We start from the raw sequence: 20853 nt of genomic DNA, 5'->3' as shown, positions 1-20853 counted from the left end.
CATGATTTTTCAATCATGTCCCTTTTTAATTGTAAACGCATTTAGAACGTTAAAAATAGTTAAGAGATTCATGCCCAATCATTAGATTGGCTTATTCATTGGTATTTTTAGATAGACTAATTGCTTATACAACCATGAAAAAACTAATTTATCTACTGGCCATTGGTGCTGCCGTGGCCTGTAAAAATGAATCAAAACCTGAACCTATTGTTGTGACGTACCCAGAAACGAAGAAAGTAGATACGGTAAACGTGTATTTTGGTGAGGAAGTAAAAGACCCCTACCGCTGGTTAGAAGATGATAGAAGCCCAGAAACCGAAGAATGGGTGAAGTCCCAAAACAAAACAACATTCGGCTATCTGGATAAAATTCCATTCCGTACCGATTTAAAAAATCGTCTTGAAAAATTGTGGAATTATGAAAAATTAGGTTCGCCTTTTAAAGAAGGGAAATACACTTATTTTTATAAGAACGATGGACTACAGAACCAATATGTTGTCTATAGAAAAAAAGAAGATGGTGCCGAAGAAATCTTCTTAGACCCAAATGAGTTTTCTGAAGACGGCACCACCTCCTTAATGGGGCTTAGTTTTACAGAAGATGGTTCTATGGCCGCCTATTTAATTTCAGAAGGAGGTTCTGATTGGAGAAAAGCTATAGTTATTGATACAGAAACCATGGAGCAGGTAGAGGATACCTTGGTAGACATCAAGTTCTCTGGAATTTCATGGAAAGGAAATGAAGGTTTCTTCTATTCTAGCTATGACAAGCCTAAAGGAAGTGAATTATCTGCTAAAACAGATCAGCATAAACTTTACTACCATAAGGTGGGCACACCACAAGCAGAAGATGAACTTGTATTTGGTGGTACCGAAGCTGAAAAACACAGATATGTAGGTGGCCGTGTATCAGAAGATGAACGTTTCTTGTTTATTTCGGCATCTGTATCTACTTCTGGCAATAAATTATTCATGAAAGATTTAACTAAGGCAAACAGCCCTTTAGTTACCCTCTTAGACCATACCGACTCTGATACTTACGTGATTGATAATGAAGGTGACCAAATTTGGATGGTGACCAATTTGGAGGCGCCAAACAAAAAAATTGTGGTTACTACGGTAGCCAACCCAACCCCGGAAAACTGGAAAGATGTAATTCCAGAAACAGAGCATGTTTTAACTGCCGGTAAAGGTGGTGGCTATTTCTTTACAGAATATATGGTAGATGCCATTTCAAAAGTTTACCAATATAACTACGATGGAAAATTAATACGAGAAGTAGAACTTCCAGGAGTGGGTAGTGCTGGTGGTTTTGGCGGTAAAGATGAAGACAAAGAGTTTTATTTTTCTTTTACCAATTACAATACCCCAGGATCTTCTTATAAGTATAACGTAGAAACAGGTAAATACGAGCAATACTGGAAACCAGAAATCGATTTTAATCCTTCAGATTACGAATCTACACAAGTATTCTATACTTCCAAAGATGGTACCAAGGTACCTATGATCATTACCCATAAAAAGGGACTAGAACTAAACGGCAAAAACCCAACTATACTTTATGGCTATGGTGGCTTTAATATTAGCCTTACACCTTCTTTTAGTATAGCCAACGCAGTTTGGATGGAGCAAGGCGGCGTGTATGCCGTACCCAACTTAAGGGGCGGTGGTGAATATGGAAAAGAATGGCACGACGCCGGTACCAAACTACAGAAGCAAAACGTTTTTGACGATTTTATTGCTGCTGCAGAATATCTTATCGATAACAAGTATACCTCTAAAGAATATTTGGCTATTCGCGGTGGTTCCAATGGTGGTCTATTAGTAGGTGCCACTATGACGCAGCGGCCAGATTTAATGCAGGTAGCTTTACCTGCGGTAGGTGTTCTAGACATGTTGCGTTACCACACTTTTACTGCCGGTGCAGGTTGGGCTTATGATTATGGTACCGCAGAAGACAATAAAGAAATGTTTACTTATTTAAAAGGCTATTCTCCTGTGCATAACGTAAAAACAGGAACCAGTTACCCTGCCACATTGGTAACCACCGGAGACCATGATGATCGCGTGGTACCTGCGCATAGTTTTAAATTTGCGGCAGAATTACAAGAAAAGCAGGCAGGTACTAACCCTACGTTAATACGTATAGAAACAAATGCAGGCCATGGCGCGGGTACACCCGTTAGTAAGACCATAGAACAATATGCCGATATTTTTGGTTTTACCTTGTTCAATATGGGCTATGAACAATTGCCGAACCAATCGGTTTTAAAAGAGTTTAAAGACTAAGACTTGAGTACTTTTGGCTTAGGATAACCGCTTTTATTCTAGGCCAAAATTGCTTACATTACACACTATGCTGCAGGTTAATAATGTTTTCTTCGCTTATGGCGAAAACCCCATTTTAAAAGACATCTCTTTTCAGTTGCCCAACGGAAGCCACTTGGCTTTAATAGGTGAAAGTGGTTCTGGTAAGAGCACACTTTTAAAGGCTATATATGGAAAATTGAAATTGGGTCAGGGAGAGGTTTCTTGGAACAACCAAAAGGTTTTGGGGCCAGATTTTAATTTAATTCCTGGGGAAAACTATATGAAATATGTTTCCCAAGATTTAGATTTAATGCCATTTACCACGGTAAGCGAAAATATTGGTGAGCATTTGTCTGTTTTTGAACCAGAAACCCACCAAGCACGTATTCAAGAATTGCTAGAGGTGATACAACTTGAGGATTATGCCCATGTAAAGGTTAAAAACCTAAGCGGTGGCCAACAACAGCGCGTTGCTATTGCCAAAGCACTTGCCCAAGAGCCTAAAATATTATTGTTAGACGAGCCATTTAGCAGTATAGACCAATTCAAAAAAAATGGATTAAAGCAGTTACTGTTCCCTTATTTAAAAGAGAAGGGAATTACGGTAATCAACGCTACGCACGATCCTGACGATATTTTACCTTTTTCTTGGCTTACTTTAGTTTTAAAAGATGGTGAGATTTTAGATTTTGGGCCTACAAAAAATGTTTACAATCACCCTAAAAATTTATACGCCGCCAGTTTATTTGGAGAGGCAAACACCATTCCATTGTATTTTTTGAATCCTGGTTACTATATAGATAGACCTATAATTGTCTATCCCCATGAGCTTAGTGTAACACAGAATAGTGATTTTATGGTAACCGTAGAAGAGTCCTTTTTTAAAGGAAGCCATTTTTTGGTCAAAGCCTTTCACGAAACCAATTTAATGGTCTGGTTTATACATTCCCGCTCCATAATACCCGGCACCAAAGTAGCACTAAAAGGAACGGCCAAAACACTATTGGAACGTATTTCTAAAACGCATGCAAAGGACTATCATTCTTAAAGAATTAGAATTTAGAGCCGTTAGAAGTAGTGGACCTGGTGGACAACATGCCAACAAAGTAGCCACCAAAGTTGAATTACTATTTAACATCAACAATTCTGCCGGACTGTCCGATTTAGAAAAACTACGCTTAAAAGAGCAATTGCAACATCGCCTAACCAAAGAAGGTGTTTTGTCTTTACAAAGCAGTACAACTAGAAGTCAGCACAAGAATAAAGAGTTGGCAATAAAGCGGCTATGGAATATATTAGAATCCAGCCTAAAACCGGTTGCTAAAAGAAAGGCAACCAAACCCAGTAAGAATGCCATTTTAAAACGTCTTGACGCCAAGAAAAAAATGGCTTTAAAAAAACACTTGAGAAAACCTCCAAAGCCAGATTACTAGTATATTGTTTTAATAGTAATTGGTTTGCCATTAAATTCAATACAATCCCCTGCCTTTTTCCCTAAAAGTAACTTGCCAATTGGTGATACCGTAGAAATACAATAAACGGCATGTTTTTCTGTTTTGTATTGCCCTGCCGAAATAGAAAGGTAATAGGTTGCTTTATCCGTTACAACAAGGCTTCCTAGAGCTCCTATGGTATTTGGGGTTTCTGATATTCTAGCTAGCACCTTTTCCATTTTTTCCAACTCTGCCAATTGCGAACCTAACTTCTCTCGTTCTAATTGCACCATAGCCCGCCCTGTTTCATGTTTATCGCCGGCAGTGCTTTTTGTTTCGGAAAGTAATGCTTGGTTTACCTCTTGTATTCGGTTGTTTAGGTTTTTCAATTTGCCTGTTACAAATTGTTTACAATATGCTAGTAGCTCTCCCTTTATCATGTTCTCAAAACTTTATTTGCCAGGTCTTGGCCAACCGCAGCACCAATTGCTATACCCATACCACCTAAACGAACACCGCAAAACACATTCTTTGTCAACTCTTTTATAATTGGCTTTTTCCGTGGGCCCACCCCCATAATACCACTCCATGTATAATCTACTTCAAAAGGAGTATTAGAAAGGATGGTTTGATGTAACAACATTTTGAGTTTGGATATAATTTGTTCTGTATTCCCTAATTGCGTGGTAGATTCTCCTTCAAAATCCAAATTCCTGCCTCCACCAAGTAAAATTCTGTTATCTATGTTTCTAAAGTAATAATAGCCGGCATCTAAATGAAATGTACCCTTAATTTGTAAGTTTTTGATGGGTTTGGTAATTAACACTTGTGCTCTTGCCGGCTCTACCGCTTGTTCCGTTAATTGCTTCGCAAATCCGTTATTGGTTATCAGTAATTTTTTGGTTTTAAAGTCAAAATTTTCTAGCTGAACGGAAACTTGATTTTCAATCGCATCGAACCCCAAAACCTTAAGGCCATTAATAATCTTTATGCCACTTTTATGTGCCTTTTTTAACAATGCTTGCATTAGTTTACCCGTGTCTAATTGGCCTTCTAAAGAATGGGTAATGTAATGGTCTTCTATACCAGAAAAGCCAAATTTATTAGGTGTTAATGAAAATGCTTCTTGCACAAATACTTCATGAAAAAGTGTATTTAAATAAGCTATTTTGTCTTTACACCGCTCAAATAAATCTTTATCCTTTTTTAAAAATACTTCATGCCCTCCCAATTGCTTAAAACCAATTGCATCATCGCCAAACATTGCCCTTAAAGCGTTTATTCCGTTGTAACGCCTTTTTACCAATTCAATCAATTCTTCTTCAGAATGGGTGTCTAAATCCATTAAAAGCTCAGAAACACTTCCAAAACAGGCAAAACCAGCATTTTTTGTGCTTGCTCCTTCTGGAAGATTTCCTTTTTCCAAAATAAGTATGCTAGCGGATGGTTGCGCTTCCTTTATGGCCAAGGCCGTAGATAGGCCAACAATACCACTACCAACTACCGTATAATCTACATGTTGAAACCACTGTTTGTATTCCCAGTAACTAAAGTGCATAAAAAACCCTCGTTTAAAACGAGGGTTAAATTACTAATCTTTATACTTATCGTCCATTTTAAAACCTTCCATGAACTTGGTGGTATAATTACCTGCCAAATAATCTGGGCTATCCATTAATTGCCTATGAAAAGGTATAGTTGTTTTTACACCTTCAATAACAAATTCATCCAAAGCCCTACGCATTTTATTAATAGCCTCTTCCCTTGTTTGAGCAGTGGTAATTAATTTAGCGATCATGGAATCATAATTTGGCGGAATTATGTAACCGCTATAAACGTGTGTATCCAAACGTACTCCATGACCTCCTGGCGTATGTAGGGTAGTAATTTTACCTGGAGAAGGTCTAAAATCATTAAACGGATCCTCCGCATTGATTCTACACTCAATAGAATGTAGTTTTGGGATGTAATTTTTACCTGAAATTGGTACACCTGCAGCTACCAAGATTTGTTCTCTGATCAAATCATAATCAATTACTTGTTCGGTAATTGGGTGTTCTACTTGTATACGTGTATTCATTTCCATAAAGTAGAAGTTTCGGTGTTTGTCTACCAAAAATTCTACCGTACCCGCACCTTCGTACTTAATGTATTCTGCGGCTTTCACCGCTGCAGCTCCCATATCTTCCCTAAGCTTATCCGTCATAAACGGAGATGGCGTTTCTTCGGTAAGTTTTTGGTGTCTACGTTGCACGGAACAATCTCTTTCAGATAGGTGACAGGCCTTCCCATACTGATCCCCAACCACCTGTATTTCTATGTGCCTTGGCTCTTCAATAAGCTTTTCCATGTACATGCCACCGTTTCCAAAAGAAGCTTTTGCTTCTTGTACGGCACTTTCAAAATTGCTTTCCATTTCTTCTTCTGACCAAATGGCACGCATACCTTTACCACCACCACCAGCAGTAGCTTTGATCATTACGGGATAGCCCATTTTACCGGCTTCCTTTTTAGCGTGGGCAACATCTTTTAAAAGCCCTTCAGAACCGGGTACCGTAGGTACACCAGCTTTTCTCATGGTTTCTTTGGCCGTAGCCTTATCTCCCATTTTATCTATTTGCTCCCCAGAAGCACCAATAAACTTAATATCGTGTTCTGCACAGATTCTAGAGAATTTAGAATTCTCTGACAAGAAACCGTAACCTGGATGTATGGCATCTGCATTGGTAATCTCTGCAGCAGCTATAATATTTGGAATCTTTAAGTACGATTCACTACTTGGAGCAGGCCCAATACAAACCGCTTCATCTGCAAAACGTACGTGCAAACTTTCCTCATCTGCCTTTGAATAAACTGCTACGGTCTTTATACCCATTTCTTTACAGGTACGTATAACCCTTAATGCAATTTCTCCCCTATTGGCAATTAATATTTTTTTGAACATAATGTTTTGTTTAAAAATTCAATGTAGAAGTAACCTGTTCTGAAAATCTCCAAAACTGGAATTGGCTAATTGAAATTTTTATTAACTAGGGTCTACCAAAAACAATGGTTGATCAAACTCTACCGGAGAAGAATCGTCTACTAAGATCTTAACGATTTTACCGGAAACCTCAGACTCAATATCATTGAACAATTTCATGGCTTCAATAACACAAAGTACGTCTCCTTCTTTAATGTCTTTACCTACCTCTACAAAAGCTGGCTTATCTGGCGAAGGCTTTCTATAGAAAGTACCAATAATAGGAGATTTAATGGTGATGTATTTAGAATCATCATCCGCTTTTGCAGCTTCTGGGGCGGCGGCAGCTGCTGGCGCTGGGGCTGCAGCAGGTGCTGGAGCTTGGGCCACTGGCGCTTGCGCCATTGGTATTTGTTGTACAATGGTAGTTTCACCGCCAGAACCTTGGCTACCTGTTCTGATGGTGATTTTAATATCTTCCATCTCCAGTTTAACTTCACTTGCGCCAGATTTGGCCACAAACTTTATTAGACTTTGAATTTCTTTAATATCCATCTATACTGATTTAGTTAGTTGTAATTTACGAATTATATGCCCATTTAAGGAAAATAGAGCCCCAAGTAAAGCCGCCTCCAAAGGCAGCAAATACCAAGTTATCTCCTTTTTTTAATTGTTTTTCATAATCTGCTAATAAAAGCGGTAACGTAGCAGATGTAGTGTTACCATAGCGTTGAATGTTCATCATAACCTTTTCTGGCTCCACGCCCATTCTATTTGCAGTTGCATCTATGATACGTTTATTGGCTTGGTGGGGTACCAACCAAGTTACATCGTCTTTTGTTAAACTATTACGTTCCATAATTTTAGCAGATACTTCTGCCATATTGGAGACGGCAAACTTAAATACCGTTTTACCATCTTGGTATACGTAATGTTGATTGTTTTTTACTGTTTCTTCGCTAGCTGGTAAAATAGATCCTCCTGCTTCTATTCTCAAGAAATTTCTACCAACACCATCACTGCGCAGGTATTCGTCTTGTAATCCAAGACCTTCTTCATTACCTTCAAAAAGTACCGCACCGGCACCATCACCAAAAATAATACAGGTAGCACGGTCTGTGTAATCTATAATAGAAGACATTTTATCTGCTCCTATCAAAAGTATTTTTTTGTATCGGCCAGATTCTATATAACTGGCGGCAGTAGACATACCGTATAAAAAACTAGAACAAGCTGCTTGCAAATCATAAGCGAATGCGTTTTTAGCACCAATTTCACTAGCAACATACGCAGCGGTAGCGGCTACAGGCTGATCGGGGGTAGCAGTTGCCACTAAAACCATATCTATACTTTCCGTGTCTAAATTTGATTTTCTAATCAAATCTTCTGCGGCTTTAATGGCCATAAAGGATGTTCCTTGCCCCTCTTCTTTCAATATTCTTCTTTCCTTGATACCAGTTCTTGTCGTAATCCACTCATCATTGGTCTCTACCATGGATTCTAGCATCTTGTTGGTCAAAATATGCTCGGGAACATAAGACCCTACGGCTGTAATGGCCGCCGTTGTTTTACCCATTATGAATTGTTTTTAAATAAAAAAGGCCAAAAAAGACCAAATTTCGGCGAAAATTACTCATTTTTTATGACTTTCTCTGCTAAAATTAGGATTCTTGACCTATTGGACGTATTCCATAAAAAAACTCCCGATATTTCTCAATTTCGGGAGTTAAAATTTCTTTTTCTATTGCTTATGCAGCAGTTTCTTCTTCTGTCTTGTCTATAAGCACTTTGCCACGGTAGTACAATTTACCTTCGTGCCAATGAGCCCTGTGGTAAAGGTGCATTTCACCAGTTACACTATCTTGGGCAATAGTAGGCATGGATGCTTTATAGTGGGTTCTCCTTTTATCCCTTCTCGTTTTCGATATTTTTCTCTTAGGATGTGCCATTGTTACCTATTTATCCGTTAATAACTTTTTAAGTCCGTCCCATCTTGGGTCGGTATTTTTTTTATCAATCTTTTCCTCTTTCGGTTGTAACTCTTCTAGTTTATCTAAAACAGGAGAATCCAAACTACCATCTTCTACCCCTGGATGTACCCGCTTTTGTGGTACCGCCAACACCAAAAGTTCATACACATATTGTGCTATATACACCTGGTGTTCTCCATGAGGTAAAATCAAAATTTCATCGTCTTCGTCGTTAAATTCGTCTCCAAATTTGACAACCAAATGTAAATCGCCATTAATTTCTTGATTAAAAGGCTCATTGGTAATGTCACAATTTACATTAACAACACCAGATGCACGCATGTCTAGCTCCATCATGGTGCTCATTTTATTGAGCGCCACTTCAACAGACACATTAACATCATTAAAATCCTCATAATCAAAAGACTCAAAGAACGAATTGCCTATTTTGTACTCAAACGTGTGCTTTCCTTGTTTTAATCCTTTAAAAGGAATAAAAAACTCCTTTAACTGCTTCATCTTACACTTATTGTTTGTGTACCAGCCCCGTAAGGCGGGTGCAAAGATACTATTTATTTATACATACCCAACAATTTATAAAAATTATTGCGCTTTTGTTTTTTTCTTTAATTGATGTTTTTTAAGCGGATTTTTACTTAGCTCTGCATATTCTTCCCTATTCTTAAATACTTTTAAGGCCAAAAACACTGCTTCTGTAAAACTACTGGCATCTGCCATTCCTTTTCCTGCTATCTCATATGCCGTTCCATGATCTGGAGATGTCCTTACCTTGGATAAGCCTGCCGTAAAATTTACGCCTTTGCCAAAAGCCAAGGTTTTAAATGGAATAAGCCCTTGGTCATGATATGCTGCAATGACCGCATCAAAATTTTTATGGTTACCAGAGCCAAAAAAGCTATCCGCAGAATATGGGCCGTAAACTTGGTGGCCATCATCAAACATAGAGGCTATTGCCGGCTTCATTATTTTTTCGTCTTCTTCTCCAATTGTACCATTGTCCCCACTATGTGGATTTATACCCAACAAAGCAATTTTTGGTTTTCGAATACCAAAATCCACTTTTAAAGAATTCATCATTGTAAAAACCTTGTCTTTTACCCTTTTAGTGGTGATTTCGTTTGCAACGTTTTTTACCGCTACATGATCGGTTAGCAAACCAACCCTTAGGTCATCAGAAACCATAAACATTAAACTATCACCGCCAAGTTCCTTAGCTAAAAAGTCTGTATGGCCCGGAAATTTAAAATCTTCTGCCTGAATGTTGTTTTTATTTATTGGTGCCGTAACCAACACATCAATTTCATTCTTTTTTAAAGCATTTACTGCAGCTCTTAAAGACTTTATGGCAAATTTACCCCCTTCTTCAGTGGCTTCTCCAAACTGTATCCTTGGATTTTCTTTCCAAACATTGCAAACATTTATTTTTCCAGGGTGTGCTTTTTCAGCACTGGGTATGCCCTGAAAAGAAATTTCTAATCCTAATCGTTTTTTTTGTTCGGATATGGTTTTGTTGGACGCATAGAAAATTGGGGTGCAAAAATCTAACATGCGGTTATCTAAAAATGTTTTTAAGGCCACCTCGCATCCAATACCATTAATATCTCCAATAGAGATTCCTAATTTTATTTTGTTGGGTTCTCCCATCTTTCCGCTTGAGTATAACTATTTTTGTATTCACAAAGCTAGCTAAATTTACATAGACATGTTTACGGGAATCATTGAAACATTGGGAACGGTAGAGCGACTTGAGAAAGAGGGCGATAATTTACACATAACCATTGCATCTAAACTCACCCCTGAACTTAAAATAGACCAGAGTATTGCCCATAACGGGGTTTGCCTAACGGTAGTTTCCTTAACAGATGCCACCTATACCGTTACCGCCATACAAGAAACCCTAGAAAAAACCAACATTGGGGCGTTAAAGGTTGGCCAACAGGTAAATCTTGAGCGTGCCATGCTTCTTGGTACACGCCTGGACGGACACATTGTGCAAGGACACGTGGATCAAACAGCAGAATGCATAAAAATTGACCAAAAAGACGGTAGTTGGTTTTTTACCTTTACCTATGATTCTAGCAAAAATAACGTTACTATAGAAAAAGGATCCATTACCGTAGATGGGGTTAGTCTTACCGTGGTTAATTCGAAAAAAGATCAGTTTAGCGTTGCTATTATACCATATACCTTTGAACACACTTGTTTTAACAATTATAAGGTGGGCACAGTGGTAAACTTAGAGTTTGATGTAATTGGAAAATACGTAGCTCGTTTACTGGAACTTAGGGGTTAATACTAGACTTTTATAAAAATTCCTTTTTTATATAAGAAATACCCTAAAAAGCAATAAAACCCAACCACGCTTAAGCCATACAATAAAGATGAAAATTGTAATGGAATAAAATCTTGTACATATACGGTATGGAACAACCACTCATGTACTGAAATTTCACCTTCAACTTTTATTAGGTAAAACAACTTTGAAATGAAACTACTTAGAAAATAAATGGTAATTGCATTAGAGCCAACATACTTAAAAATACTTCCAAATATTATTTTTCTGTCATCTGAGAGGTAGTGAATTATAGCTAAAACTACGTTTGCCCAACCAGCAGTAACCAAAACAAAAGAGCTTGTCCACAATGCTTTGTTAATAGGGAAAACTATATCCCATAAATGACCTACAATAAGCAAACAACCTCCTAAACCAAATAATAAAGCTGTTTTATTCTTTTGCTTACCAACTAAAATTTCACCGGTAAATACACCAAGTAAGGCACTTGCAATAGCGGGTAGGGTACTTAAAAACCCCTCTGGATCATAATCAGGTTTATAGTTGTGGCTTCCAAACAGTTGTACATCTAACCAGTTTGCTAGATTATTGGGTGCCCTAGTTAATGTGGAAGGCTGCCCATCTACTGGAATAAGTGTCATTAACGCCCAATAACCAAACAAGAGTACTAAAACAACAAATATTAATTTTTTCCAGTTCAAGTTTAAAAATAGAGCAGACGTTATAAAGAAAACCACTCCTATGCGTTGCAATACTCCAGGAAATCTAATGTTCTCAAAATCCTTAAAAAATGGAAAGCTAAGCGTAAATGCTCCCAAAAATAGGCCTAGAATAATAAGCTTTAAAGCTCTTACGCCTATTTTTTTATATGTCTTTAAGGAGGGCTTTTTGTTTTTGTAAGCAAATACTATAGATGTGCCAACAATAAAAAGGAAAAACGGAAAAACCAGGTCTGTGGGTGTATAACCATGCCATTGTGCGTGTAAAAACGGGCTATAAACAGAAGACCATGTACCAGGAGTATTAACCAGAACCATTAAACTAATGGTCATACCCCTAAAAATATCTACCGCAACAATCCGCTTATTTACATCCATTATAGTATGTTATTTCTCATTCCCCGCCAAGTTTTAATTAATAACCCGCCAGAAATAAGTGCAACAACTGTTAATATTGATGCTAATTTTGTTTCACCATAAATCCAATAACCGGTGGCGAACATACAGCTATATATTAGCACGCAGCCTAACAACATAGCAGTGATACCTGAAGGCACACTCCATTTTTCTGAAGTATTAATAATTTCAATGTTCTTTTGTTTTGCCTTTGCCAACACCTTTTTCCATCCAGGTCCGCCCGGTTGTATTTTTCTATAAAAATCTTCAAGTACGGCATCTTCTTCTGGCTTGGTCATGAAAGTAGCGCCCAACCAGAAAACACTTATTATAATTACCATAGTTGGGTATTCGGCCCAACTTGGCAACAAACCATCTTCTGTGTTGAACAAAAAAGGGCCTACAGCAGTTACTTTAAATAATATGGCAACAATACCGGAAGCGAACATGGCTACAATTTCGCTCCAAGCATTAATACGCCACCAGAACCATCTCAAAATAAATATTAAACCCGTACCAGCTCCAAAAAGCAATAAAAGTTCAAATAACTGTAATGCATTTTGAAGTGCCAAAGCCAAAATAGCACTTAACACCATTAATACAACAGTAGACAATCTACCAACCGTTACTAATTGTTTTTCACTGGCATTTGGATTTACCTGTTGTTTGTAAAAATCATATACAATGTATGAGCTACCCCAGTTTAATTGCGTGCTTATTGTACTCATGTATGCAGCTATTAAAGAAGCTAACACTACTCCCAAAAGTCCGCTAGGCAGCATGGTTAGCATGGCTGGGTAGGCTAAATCGTGCCCCAACTTATCTGCAGGTACGTTAGGAAATGCCTCTTGGATACTTGCAATATCTGGAAAAACGATTAAGGAAGACAAAGCCACCAATATCCATGGCCAAGGTCTTAATGCATAATGCATAATATTAAAGAAAAACGTGGCGCCAATAGCATGGTTTTCGTCTTTGGCGGCTAACATACGTTGTGCAATATAACCACCGCCGCCCGGCTCTGCTCCAGGATACCAAGAACTCCACCATTGCACGGCCAACGGTATAATTAATAAGGTTATCAAAGCTTCTGTATTGCTAAAGTCTGGTAAAATAGACAGCTTTTCTGTTATAATATCATTGGACACCAAAGCGGTAATGCCTCCTACCTCTGGTAGATTTACCAAATATATAGCAGCGCCCAATGCGCCTGCCATAGCAACAAAGAACAGAAGAAAATCGGTATATACCACACCTTTAAATCCGCCGAGGGCACTAAAGATAACTGTTATTAGGCCTGCACTTACTACGGTTTGCCAAGGTTCTAGCCCTAACATGATACCTCCTATTTTAATAGCTGCCAAGGTCACCGCGGACATGGTTATTACATTGAATATTACGCCTAGGTAAATAGCCCTGAATTTTCTTAAAAAGCTAGCTGGCTTACCTCCATATCGTAATTCGTAAAACTCCAAATCCGTATTTACGTTAGATTTTCGCCATAATTTGGCATAGACGAATACGGTCAATAAGCCGGTAATTAAAAATGCCCACCAAACCCAGTTACCGCTTACACCATTTGTTCTAACAATATCTGTTACCAAATTGGGTGTATCCGTAGAGAACGTTGTGGCAACCATAGAGAGCCCTAAAAGCCACCATGGCATTGTTCTACCGGACAAAAAGAATTGACTAGAACTTTCTCCAGATTTTTTAGAAACGTATATACCAATGCCTAAAATGATGGAAAAGAATACTATGATAAACCCATAGTCTAGAGAAGAGAGTTGCATAATTGATAGTTGGTTAACGATAAATATAAAATAATTTAAAATACCTTTATCCTTAAATCGCTGAACGCAATTGGAACTTATCTTAACAACATCTACAATAGCCGTTTCTGCATGGGCAATGGCGTTTACCTCTATATTTTTATTGGGCGTTTCTAAAGCTGGTTTAAAAGGATTGTCCATTTTTAACGTAACGTTATTAGCCTTAGCTTTTGGGGCAAAAGAGTCTACTGGAATTTTAATGCCTTTATTATTGGTAGGCGATATTATTGCCGTAATCTATTATAACAGACATACAGAGTGGGTTTACATTCGCCGGTTTTTACCTTGGATGATTACCGGGATTCTTATTGGTGTGGTAATAGGGAAAGACCTACCCGAGCTACAGTTTAAAATAGGTATGGTAATCGTTATATTTTTAAGCCTTGCTATTCTAATTTATTGGGACCAAAGAAAATCTAAGCAGGTACCTACCCATTGGACCTTTGCAGGTGGCGTAGGTATTCTTGCTGGAATTTGTACTATGATCGGTAACTTGGCCGGGGCATTTAGCAATATCTTTTTTCTGGCCATGCGGCTTCCAAAAAATGTCTTTGTAGGCACTGCGGCTTGGTTATTCCTTATTACCAATGCCTTTAAACTACCTTTTCACATTTTTGTTTGGAAAACTATTACTTGGCAAACTTTACTTATAGACTTAAAACTATTGCCGGCCATATTTATAGGCATGTTTTTGGGTATTAAGGCTGTACGAATTATTAAGGAAAAAAACTACCGCCGCTTTATACTTATAGTTACCGCGATAGGAGCCGTAGCTATCTTACTTAAATAAGATGTCTTAATATTTTGTTAATTAAAAAGAAATTTTTACTTTTAGTTAACATATAAAAAAATGACTACTAAACCAATATCTTTTGAAAAACGTTTTATACTAGGTGCTGTTCTTATTGCCAGTGCAATACTTTTCTATAGTGTTTTGGTTGTCAACAGTGCTAATATTAAAGAAGGAATTACCCAAACTATAAACCAAATAGTGCCTGAGTTAGACCAAGGCCTAGCTCAGTTATAACGTTTCGTGTGATAGCTAACTCGAACAATTAAAAAAACCCTTGCAAAAAACAAGGGTTTTTTAATGAGAATAAATCAAGTTAAAATAAAAGCCCTTACAAGTACTTGTAAGGGCTTTTCCGTTGGTGGTCCCACCTGGGCTCGAACCAGGGACCAACTGATTATGAGTCAGCTACTCTAACCAACTGAGCTATAGGACCAATTTCTAGGGGTGCAAAATTATATTTTATTTTCTATTACACCAAAATAATTTAAGCTTATTCAATTATTTCTTGGCATAATTCTACCAAAACACCATTTGTGGTTTTGGGGTGTAAGAAAGCAACCAGCTTATTATCCGCTCCTTTTTTAGGGGTTTCGTTCAAAACGGTAAAGCCTTCTTTTTTTAATCTAGAAATTTCTTCCTCAATATTATCTACCGCAAATGCTACATGGTGTACCCCTTCTCCTTTTTTGGAGAGAAACTTGGCTATTGGGCTATCTTCAGTTGTGGCCTCAAGCAATTCTATTTTGTTGGGTCCGCTTTTAAAAAAGGAGGTACGCACGCCTTCCGTTGGCACTTCTTCTACCTTATAATGCGGTGTACCCAATAGTTTTTCAAACAATATATTAGCAGATTCTAAGTCTTTTACCGCTATTCCCAAGTGTTCAATTTTATTCATGAACTTGTAATTTTTACCTAAAATTACGGTAATAGTTCACATTGCCAATGAAATGAATAATTTTGCAGTATGGAACAATCACAAAGACAACGTAAAATAGCTGGTATTATCCAACAAGACATAGCAGAGGTTTTACAACGAGCAGCAACGGATGGTGGGTTAAAAGGAACTTTGATTTCCGTTTCAAAAGTCACAATTACCACAGACCTGTCTATTGCCAAAGTTTACGTTTCTATCTTTCCGTCTAAAAATGCTGACGAATTATTGGAGGGTATTAAATCTAATGAACCGTTGATTAAGCACGAATTGGCACAGCGCACAAAAAATCAGTTAAGGCGGGTACCCAATCTTATTTTTTATAAAGATGATTCTCTTGATTATATTGATGGAATAGAGCAGTCTTTAAAAGGAATTGAAAATCCTATAGAGGACCGTAGCCTTTTAGATAAGCGGAAAAAATCGTAACCATTGTCATTATCGACTTACATAGCTGGGCGCTACCTCCGTTCTAAGAGCAGCCAAAATGCGGTAAACATTATTAATTTTATCACTTTTTTGGTAATTGTTATCGGTGCGGCCGCTCTGTTTATCGTATTATCTGCGTTTGCGGGACTTAAAACATTTAGTCTACAGTTTACCAACGTTTTTGACCCTGATTTAAAAGCCGTTCCAATAGAAGGGAAATTTTTTAGTTTTTCAGAAGAGACTCAGCATCAACTAGAAAAATTAGAAAATATAGCCTCTTACGCAAAAGAGATTGAGGAGCGTGTTTATCTTAGCTATGATGGTAAAAATCATATAGCCCACATAAAAGGTATAGATACTGCATATAAAAAAACCACCGCTATAGACAGCACCCTAGTATTTGGCAATTGGGGCGTTGCAGAAAACCAAGTGGTAATAGGAATGGGTGTTTTTAATCTTTTGGGTGGCCCTTTAAACAATTATACCAAGCCACTAAGCATAATAACCCTTAAGCCTGGCAAAGGTTCTATTTCTGCAAACGCATTAAGTTCTAATAACTTTTATAATCAACTTTCTGTTGTTGCCAGTGGTGTCTACTCCGTAGAAGACAATTTGGATAAGAAGTATGTTTTTGCCCAATTACCAATAACACAGGCTTTTTTGGATAAAAATCCTAATGAGGTTTCTGGTATAAATTTTAAAATTAAGGATGAAAACAAATTGGACGAAACCCAAGCGAAATTAAAAGAAGTATTTGGTAAAAATATTAAGGTGCTAAACAGGCGTGAAATGAACGGAACACTATACCGAATGTTAAACACGGAAAATTTAGCAACATACCTAATTTTTACCCTTGTGTTAATCATTGCCCTTTTTAATGTTGTTGGGGCCATTATTATGATGATTTTGGACAAACAACAAAACTCAAGAACCTTATTTGCCCTTGGTGCCACTATTAAGCAGTTAAGAAAAATTTACTTTTATCAAGGGCTTATGGTCACCTCTTTTGGTGGGGTATTCGGTCTTTTCTTAGGTGTATTGATCGTGGGCTCCCAACTTGCTTTTAAATGGCTTAAAATAACCCCTAGTTTGGCTTACCCGGTAGAATTTCAATGGATTAATCTACTTATTGTGTTAGCCACCATATTTGTACTTGGTCTTATTTCGGCCAAAATTGCCAGTAGCCGCATCACCAAAAAGCTTTTAGCCATAAATTAATTAGGCAAACTGATAATCTGCAAATTTCTCCAATACCTCATCAAACGTAGCAAAAACATCGGCGGCTTCATCACTGGTCACCATTTTCATGCGGTATTCTTTAAAATGGGGTATTCCTTTAAAATAATTAGTGTAATGTCTTCTAGTCTCAAAAACACCAAGCTTTTCACCTTTCCAATCTATACTCATTTGTAGGTGCCTACGTGCGGCTTCTACACGTTGTGCCATGTTTGGCGGTGGTAAATGTTCTCCTGTCTTGAAATAGTGTTTAACCTGATTAAAAAACCATGGATTTCCAATACTGGCACGGCCAATCATTGCTCCGTCCAAACCGAAATCGTCTCGCATTTTTACTGCTGCTTCCGGAGTATCTACATCTCCATTTCCAAAAACCGGAATATGCATTCTAGGATTGTTCTTAACTGCAGCTATGGGCTCCCAATTAGCATTGCCTTTATACATCTGTACCCTGGTTCTACCGTGAATAGATATAGCCTTTATGCCTACATCTTGTAATCTTTCTGCAACTTCAACTATTTTGATAGAATCAGAATCCCAGCCTAATCTAGTTTTTACGGTAATGGGTAAGTTGGTGCGTTTTACCATGGCCTCCGTAAGTTTTACCATTAATGGAATATCCCGTAAAATACCAGCGCCGGCATTTTTGGATACTACCTTTTTTACCGGACAACCAAAATTTATATCTATTATATCTGGTCTTGAACGTTCCACTATATCTACTGCTTCTAGCATGGAATCCATTTCCGCACCAAATATTTGAATACCTACTGGGCGTTCTTTTTCATAAATATCCAACTTCATTACACTCTTGGCCGCATCCCTTATCAATCCTTCAGAAGATATAAATTCAGTATACACCACATCGGCACCATTTTCTTTACAAAGCGCTCTAAAGGGTGGGTCACTAACGTCTTCCATAGGGGCTAGCAACAATGGAAATTCTGGCAGTTGAATGTCTCCTATCTTTGGCAATTCTTTTAATTTTTGATAGGCAAAATTACAAATTCTAAGAAATCTACTCTGATTTTAATCTTTCTCGTTCTCTCTTGCTAATTGCTCTTTGATTATCTGACAGCCTAAAGTTGCCGAAATTATAGGTAAATCCAAATCGAACAAATTGGGTTTCTGGTCTTCTTTTGTAATAGTTGTCTTGATTTAGGTATTTAGAGGTGTAGGTAGGCACATATTCTTCCAAAATATCTTCTATGGTTAAGGAAAATGCCGCCCGGTTATTCCATAACGATTTTCTCAAACCCAGAGAAAGGTTAATTTGTTCGTCTTGTATATACGTTCCAAAATTAAAATTTGACATGTAAGAGAAGCCCAGTTCTCCTGTGAAAGTACCATCTTTAGACAAAGTTAAATAATTTGCCCAATAGGCGTATAGACCATCTACACTAGATCGTTGCATTGCGTTATTGCTTTCTACAGCAATTACATCCAAATGTTCATGAAAAATAGAAATATAAGCATATAAGTACCACGGGTCTATAATACCCTTACTAAATGTAATATCAAAACCATACGATATACTTTCTAAAACGTTTTGCTTTAGCTTTCTTTGTGTAAGGTTTTCATTGTCTTGAAATGTTAAATTTTCTATGAGTTGGCCATTATCTCTGTAATACAAATCAAAAAACCATTCGTCATTATAGGTGTAATTTAAATTGAAATTTTGAGTAAAACTAGCGGTTAACCTAGCATTTCCCTCTTCAAAATCATTCTCATTTACAAAATTCCTAAACGGATTTAAATCATTATATCTTGGACGGTCAAGACCTCGATTATAATCGAACGCTAGACTATTTTTTTCGTTAAGCGTATGCAATATGTATAATGATGGAAACAACTCAAAAAAGTTTTGATCATTTGCTAATCCTAGGTTCAGGGATGTACCCTTTGCATCTGTATACTCTCCTCTAATCCCTGCCTTTAAAGACCATTTGTCCCAATCTTTTACAAGAGATGCGTAGGCAGCGTAAATATTTTCATCATATAAAAAATTATCTGATAAATTCGGGCTTATGGATTCATCTGAGCCTGAGAAATTAAAATAATCAATGTTACTTTCAGAGTTAATCACAGAAGCTTTTAGTCCAGCATCCAAAGAACCATTGCCTATGGGCGTTGTTATATCTAATTGACCTATGAATATTTCAATATCTTGTTTTGAACTTGTATCAAAACCAAAGCTTCTAACTCCATTAGCAGATGCATCAAAATAATTAGAGTTAAGTGCTTGTTGAAAATTTTCAGAATAATTGGTGTAATGGGTATTAATGTCCAACTTGGCCCCATCTTTTTTTAATCTATGGGTAAATGTAAGGTCTGCAGCAAAATTGGTATTATCTCTTTCTAATTGGTTTATTGTACGAAATGTAGAATCTATCGTTTTTTGATTGTTCAGAATAGTAGTTACAGAATTACCATTATTGGTCTCATTTGGGTTGTTTAAATAATAGCTTGAAAAATTTAAACTGTTTTTATCGTTTAACTTATAGTCTACTGTTACAGTAACATTGTGTGATTTTGCCCTTTTGAGCTCTTCAAGATCTGTATCCCAAATCGAGAAAACCTGATTGGCATCATTAATAAAATTAATTCCCTTTTTAGTCTTTCTAATTTCTTTTTTTGGGTTGTAAGAATAATTCGCGAACAAATTTAATTTATCAGTCTTAAAATAATGACTGGTACCAACACTGTATTTAGGAAAAACAGCTTGGGTATAGGTGCCATTAACGCTACCCTTATAACCCGGTAAAACACTTTTATTTGTAATAATATTTATAATAGGACCAGATTCTGCATCGTAACTGGCGGGCGGCATTGCCATAACCTCAACAGACTTTATATTTACCCCGGAAAACCCTTTCAATAAATCATTAACCTCATCATTGGAAAGTTGAACTTTTCTGTTGTTTAAATAGATTGTTGCTTTTCGACCCCTTATCAAAAAACCACCTTGATTTTCTATAACTCCGGGAGTACTTTTTAAAATATCTAAAGTTGAACCTTGGCTAACTACCGTGTTTTCTACATTAAAAACAATCCGATCTGCGAGTCTTTTAACCGTAGGCTTCTGCGCGGCTACAACCACTTCATTTAACTCCTCTACATTTAAGGGTATAATTAATGCACCTATCTGAACGCTTTCTTTTACATCTATTCCCAATAAAGAAGACTGATTGTTAATATAACTTGCTTTTAAAAAATATAGCGCTGGTTCTACTTCTTCAAACACAAAAACACCTTCTTCAGATGCAGATGTTCCCTTTATGAAGGTAGAGTCTTTAGCACTCAATAATAGGACATTAGCAAATGAGATGGGCTGGCCATCTTGGTCAATTATCTTTCCAGAAACATCAAACGCTTGTGAATATGATAGGGATGCAAAAAGGCTAATTAGTAAGAGGGAACATAATCGATGCATGGTAAGTTGGATATGCTTCAAATCTAGTAAATTATTTTTTTGGCAGTAATAACTTATTGCATTTTAGACCTTCTTTAAATAATCTGCTCAAATTTT

The 20853-nt window shown here is 37.2% G+C and carries 21 protein-coding genes and 1 tRNA gene; 8 read left to right on the top strand and 14 right to left on the bottom strand.

What is annotated here, in order from left to right:
* Positions 1-134 precede the first annotated feature (134 nt).
* From BUL40_RS01805 to arfB, 3 genes are all read left to right on the top strand, one after another.
* Complete coding sequence (locus BUL40_RS01805) at positions 135-2288, top strand: prolyl oligopeptidase family serine peptidase (protein ID WP_080317832.1); 2154 nt, start codon at positions 135-137, stop codon at positions 2286-2288.
* Between the two features lie 67 nt (positions 2289-2355).
* The gene (locus tag BUL40_RS01800) at positions 2356-3357 is read left to right on the top strand and encodes an ABC transporter ATP-binding protein (protein WP_010519541.1); all 1002 of its coding nucleotides are present in this window, start codon (positions 2356-2358) and stop codon (positions 3355-3357) included.
* Positions 3335-3742, top strand: a complete 408-nt coding sequence (arfB, locus tag BUL40_RS01795; RefSeq protein WP_080317831.1) for an alternative ribosome rescue aminoacyl-tRNA hydrolase ArfB — start codon at positions 3335-3337, stop codon at positions 3740-3742. Before BUL40_RS01800 ends, arfB begins: the two co-directional genes overlap by 23 nt.
* Here the strand turns inward: arfB and BUL40_RS01790 are convergent.
* From BUL40_RS01790 to pdxA, 8 genes are all read right to left on the bottom strand, one after another.
* A complete protein-coding gene (locus BUL40_RS01790; protein WP_080317830.1) occupies positions 3739-4182 on the bottom strand; it encodes a GreA/GreB family elongation factor in 444 nt (147 codons plus the stop codon). The genes arfB and BUL40_RS01790 overlap by 4 nt on opposite strands.
* Positions 4179-5300, bottom strand: a complete 1122-nt coding sequence (locus BUL40_RS01785; protein WP_080317829.1) for an NAD(P)/FAD-dependent oxidoreductase — start codon at positions 5298-5300, stop codon at positions 4179-4181. The genes BUL40_RS01790 and BUL40_RS01785 overlap by 4 nt, the downstream gene beginning before the upstream one ends.
* A 33-nt stretch (positions 5301-5333) precedes the next feature.
* Positions 5334-6686 carry an acetyl-CoA carboxylase biotin carboxylase subunit gene (gene accC, locus BUL40_RS01780; RefSeq protein ID WP_010519537.1) on the bottom strand — a complete coding sequence of 451 codons (1353 nt, stop codon included), beginning with the start codon at positions 6684-6686 and terminating at the stop codon, positions 5334-5336.
* A gap of 81 nt (positions 6687-6767) precedes the next feature.
* On the bottom strand, positions 6768-7259 hold the full coding sequence (accB, locus tag BUL40_RS01775; RefSeq protein WP_010519536.1) for an acetyl-CoA carboxylase biotin carboxyl carrier protein: 492 nt from the start codon (positions 7257-7259) through the stop codon (positions 6768-6770).
* Positions 7260-7284: 25 nt separating this feature from the next.
* Positions 7285-8280 carry a beta-ketoacyl-ACP synthase III gene (locus BUL40_RS01770; protein WP_080317828.1) on the bottom strand — a complete coding sequence of 332 codons (996 nt, stop codon included), beginning with the start codon at positions 8278-8280 and terminating at the stop codon, positions 7285-7287.
* Between the two features lie 172 nt (positions 8281-8452).
* Positions 8453-8653 (bottom strand): 50S ribosomal protein L32, encoded by a 201-nt coding sequence (gene rpmF, locus BUL40_RS01765; RefSeq protein ID WP_029511569.1) that lies wholly within the window; start codon positions 8651-8653, stop codon positions 8453-8455.
* A 6-nt stretch (positions 8654-8659) separates the two neighbouring features.
* Entirely contained in the window at positions 8660-9193 is a 534-nt protein-coding gene (locus tag BUL40_RS01760) for a YceD family protein (RefSeq protein WP_080317827.1), read from the bottom strand.
* Between the two features lie 84 nt (positions 9194-9277).
* Positions 9278-10339 carry a 4-hydroxythreonine-4-phosphate dehydrogenase PdxA gene (gene pdxA / locus BUL40_RS01755; protein ID WP_080317826.1) on the bottom strand — a complete coding sequence of 354 codons (1062 nt, stop codon included), beginning with the start codon at positions 10337-10339 and terminating at the stop codon, positions 9278-9280.
* Between the two features lie 58 nt (positions 10340-10397).
* Between pdxA and BUL40_RS01750 the strand changes: the two genes are divergently transcribed.
* Positions 10398-10988 (top strand): riboflavin synthase, encoded by a 591-nt coding sequence (locus tag BUL40_RS01750; RefSeq protein ID WP_080317825.1) that lies wholly within the window; start codon positions 10398-10400, stop codon positions 10986-10988.
* A gap of 2 nt (positions 10989-10990) precedes the next feature.
* On the opposite strand, the gene BUL40_RS01745 is transcribed toward BUL40_RS01750, so the two are convergent.
* The gene (locus BUL40_RS01745; RefSeq protein WP_080317824.1) at positions 10991-12085 is read right to left on the bottom strand and encodes an acyltransferase family protein; all 1095 of its coding nucleotides are present in this window, start codon (positions 12083-12085) and stop codon (positions 10991-10993) included.
* On the bottom strand, positions 12085-13896 hold the full coding sequence (locus tag BUL40_RS01740) for a sodium:solute symporter family protein (RefSeq protein WP_080318017.1): 1812 nt from the start codon (positions 13894-13896) through the stop codon (positions 12085-12087). The genes BUL40_RS01745 and BUL40_RS01740 overlap by 1 nt, the downstream gene beginning before the upstream one ends.
* Before the next feature lie 118 nt (positions 13897-14014).
* Here BUL40_RS01740 and BUL40_RS01735 point away from each other — a divergent pair, with 118 nt between their 5' ends.
* Positions 14015-14725, top strand: coding sequence for a sulfite exporter TauE/SafE family protein (locus tag BUL40_RS01735; RefSeq protein WP_050810858.1), 711 nt, complete (start codon positions 14015-14017; stop codon positions 14723-14725).
* Between the two features lie 60 nt (positions 14726-14785).
* Entirely contained in the window at positions 14786-14962 is a 177-nt protein-coding gene (locus tag BUL40_RS15705; RefSeq protein ID WP_176465427.1) for a hypothetical protein, read from the top strand.
* A gap of 122 nt (positions 14963-15084) precedes the next feature.
* Here the strand turns inward: BUL40_RS15705 and BUL40_RS01730 are convergent.
* Together BUL40_RS01730 and mce are read right to left on the bottom strand one after the other, a co-directional pair.
* A tRNA-Ile gene (locus BUL40_RS01730) sits at positions 15085-15161 on the bottom strand.
* A 57-nt stretch (positions 15162-15218) separates the two neighbouring features.
* Complete coding sequence (gene mce, locus BUL40_RS01725; protein WP_080317823.1) at positions 15219-15623, bottom strand: methylmalonyl-CoA epimerase; 405 nt, start codon at positions 15621-15623, stop codon at positions 15219-15221.
* Positions 15624-15692: 69 nt separating this feature from the next.
* Here mce and rbfA point away from each other — a divergent pair, with 69 nt between their 5' ends.
* Together rbfA and BUL40_RS01715 are read left to right on the top strand one after the other, a co-directional pair.
* Positions 15693-16088, top strand: coding sequence for a 30S ribosome-binding factor RbfA (gene rbfA, locus BUL40_RS01720; protein ID WP_080317822.1), 396 nt, complete (start codon positions 15693-15695; stop codon positions 16086-16088).
* A 3-nt stretch (positions 16089-16091) separates the two neighbouring features.
* Positions 16092-17306 carry an ABC transporter permease gene (locus tag BUL40_RS01715; protein ID WP_176465426.1) on the top strand — a complete coding sequence of 405 codons (1215 nt, stop codon included), beginning with the start codon at positions 16092-16094 and terminating at the stop codon, positions 17304-17306.
* On the opposite strand, the gene dusB is transcribed toward BUL40_RS01715, so the two are convergent.
* Together dusB and BUL40_RS01705 are read right to left on the bottom strand one after the other, a co-directional pair.
* Positions 17307-18299: a tRNA dihydrouridine synthase DusB gene (gene dusB / locus BUL40_RS01710; RefSeq protein ID WP_080317821.1), complete on the bottom strand. Its 993-nt coding sequence runs from the start codon at positions 18297-18299 to the stop codon at positions 17307-17309.
* A 43-nt stretch (positions 18300-18342) separates the two neighbouring features.
* On the bottom strand, positions 18343-20778 hold the full coding sequence (locus BUL40_RS01705) for an outer membrane beta-barrel family protein (RefSeq protein ID WP_244901800.1): 2436 nt from the start codon (positions 20776-20778) through the stop codon (positions 18343-18345).
* Positions 20779-20853: the final 75 nt, after the last annotated feature.

This window comes from Croceivirga radicis, assembly GCF_002072105.2.
GTDB lineage: Bacteria > Bacteroidota > Bacteroidia > Flavobacteriales > Flavobacteriaceae > Croceivirga > Croceivirga radicis.
This window is presented reverse-complemented; position numbering and strand designations above follow the sequence as displayed.

Coding starts and splice junctions, on each gene's coding strand:
- rpmF (WP_029511569.1), bottom strand. CDS start 8,653: ATGGCACATCCTAAGAGAAAAATATCGAAAACGAGAAGGGATAAAAGG.
- BUL40_RS01735 (WP_050810858.1), top strand. CDS start 14,015: ATGGCGTTTACCTCTATATTTTTATTGGGCGTTTCTAAAGCTGGTTTA.
- BUL40_RS01760 (WP_080317827.1), bottom strand. CDS start 9,193: ATGAAGCAGTTAAAGGAGTTTTTTATTCCTTTTAAAGGATTAAAACAA.
- BUL40_RS15705 (WP_176465427.1), top strand. CDS start 14,786: ATGACTACTAAACCAATATCTTTTGAAAAACGTTTTATACTAGGTGCT.
- BUL40_RS01800 (WP_010519541.1), top strand. CDS start 2,356: ATGCTGCAGGTTAATAATGTTTTCTTCGCTTATGGCGAAAACCCCATT.
- BUL40_RS01770 (WP_080317828.1), bottom strand. CDS start 8,280: ATGGGTAAAACAACGGCGGCCATTACAGCCGTAGGGTCTTATGTTCCC.
- BUL40_RS01785 (WP_080317829.1), bottom strand. CDS start 5,300: ATGCACTTTAGTTACTGGGAATACAAACAGTGGTTTCAACATGTAGAT.
- BUL40_RS01750 (WP_080317825.1), top strand. CDS start 10,398: ATGTTTACGGGAATCATTGAAACATTGGGAACGGTAGAGCGACTTGAG.
- accB (WP_010519536.1), bottom strand. CDS start 7,259: ATGGATATTAAAGAAATTCAAAGTCTAATAAAGTTTGTGGCCAAATCT.
- BUL40_RS01745 (WP_080317824.1), bottom strand. CDS start 12,085: ATGGATGTAAATAAGCGGATTGTTGCGGTAGATATTTTTAGGGGTATG.
- accC (WP_010519537.1), bottom strand. CDS start 6,686: ATGTTCAAAAAAATATTAATTGCCAATAGGGGAGAAATTGCATTAAGG.
- BUL40_RS01805 (WP_080317832.1), top strand. CDS start 135: ATGAAAAAACTAATTTATCTACTGGCCATTGGTGCTGCCGTGGCCTGT.
- BUL40_RS01740 (WP_080318017.1), bottom strand. CDS start 13,896: ATGCAACTCTCTTCTCTAGACTATGGGTTTATCATAGTATTCTTTTCC.
- mce (WP_080317823.1), bottom strand. CDS start 15,623: ATGAATAAAATTGAACACTTGGGAATAGCGGTAAAAGACTTAGAATCT.
- pdxA (WP_080317826.1), bottom strand. CDS start 10,339: ATGGGAGAACCCAACAAAATAAAATTAGGAATCTCTATTGGAGATATT.
- rbfA (WP_080317822.1), top strand. CDS start 15,693: ATGGAACAATCACAAAGACAACGTAAAATAGCTGGTATTATCCAACAA.
- arfB (WP_080317831.1), top strand. CDS start 3,335: ATGCAAAGGACTATCATTCTTAAAGAATTAGAATTTAGAGCCGTTAGA.
- BUL40_RS01790 (WP_080317830.1), bottom strand. CDS start 4,182: ATGATAAAGGGAGAGCTACTAGCATATTGTAAACAATTTGTAACAGGC.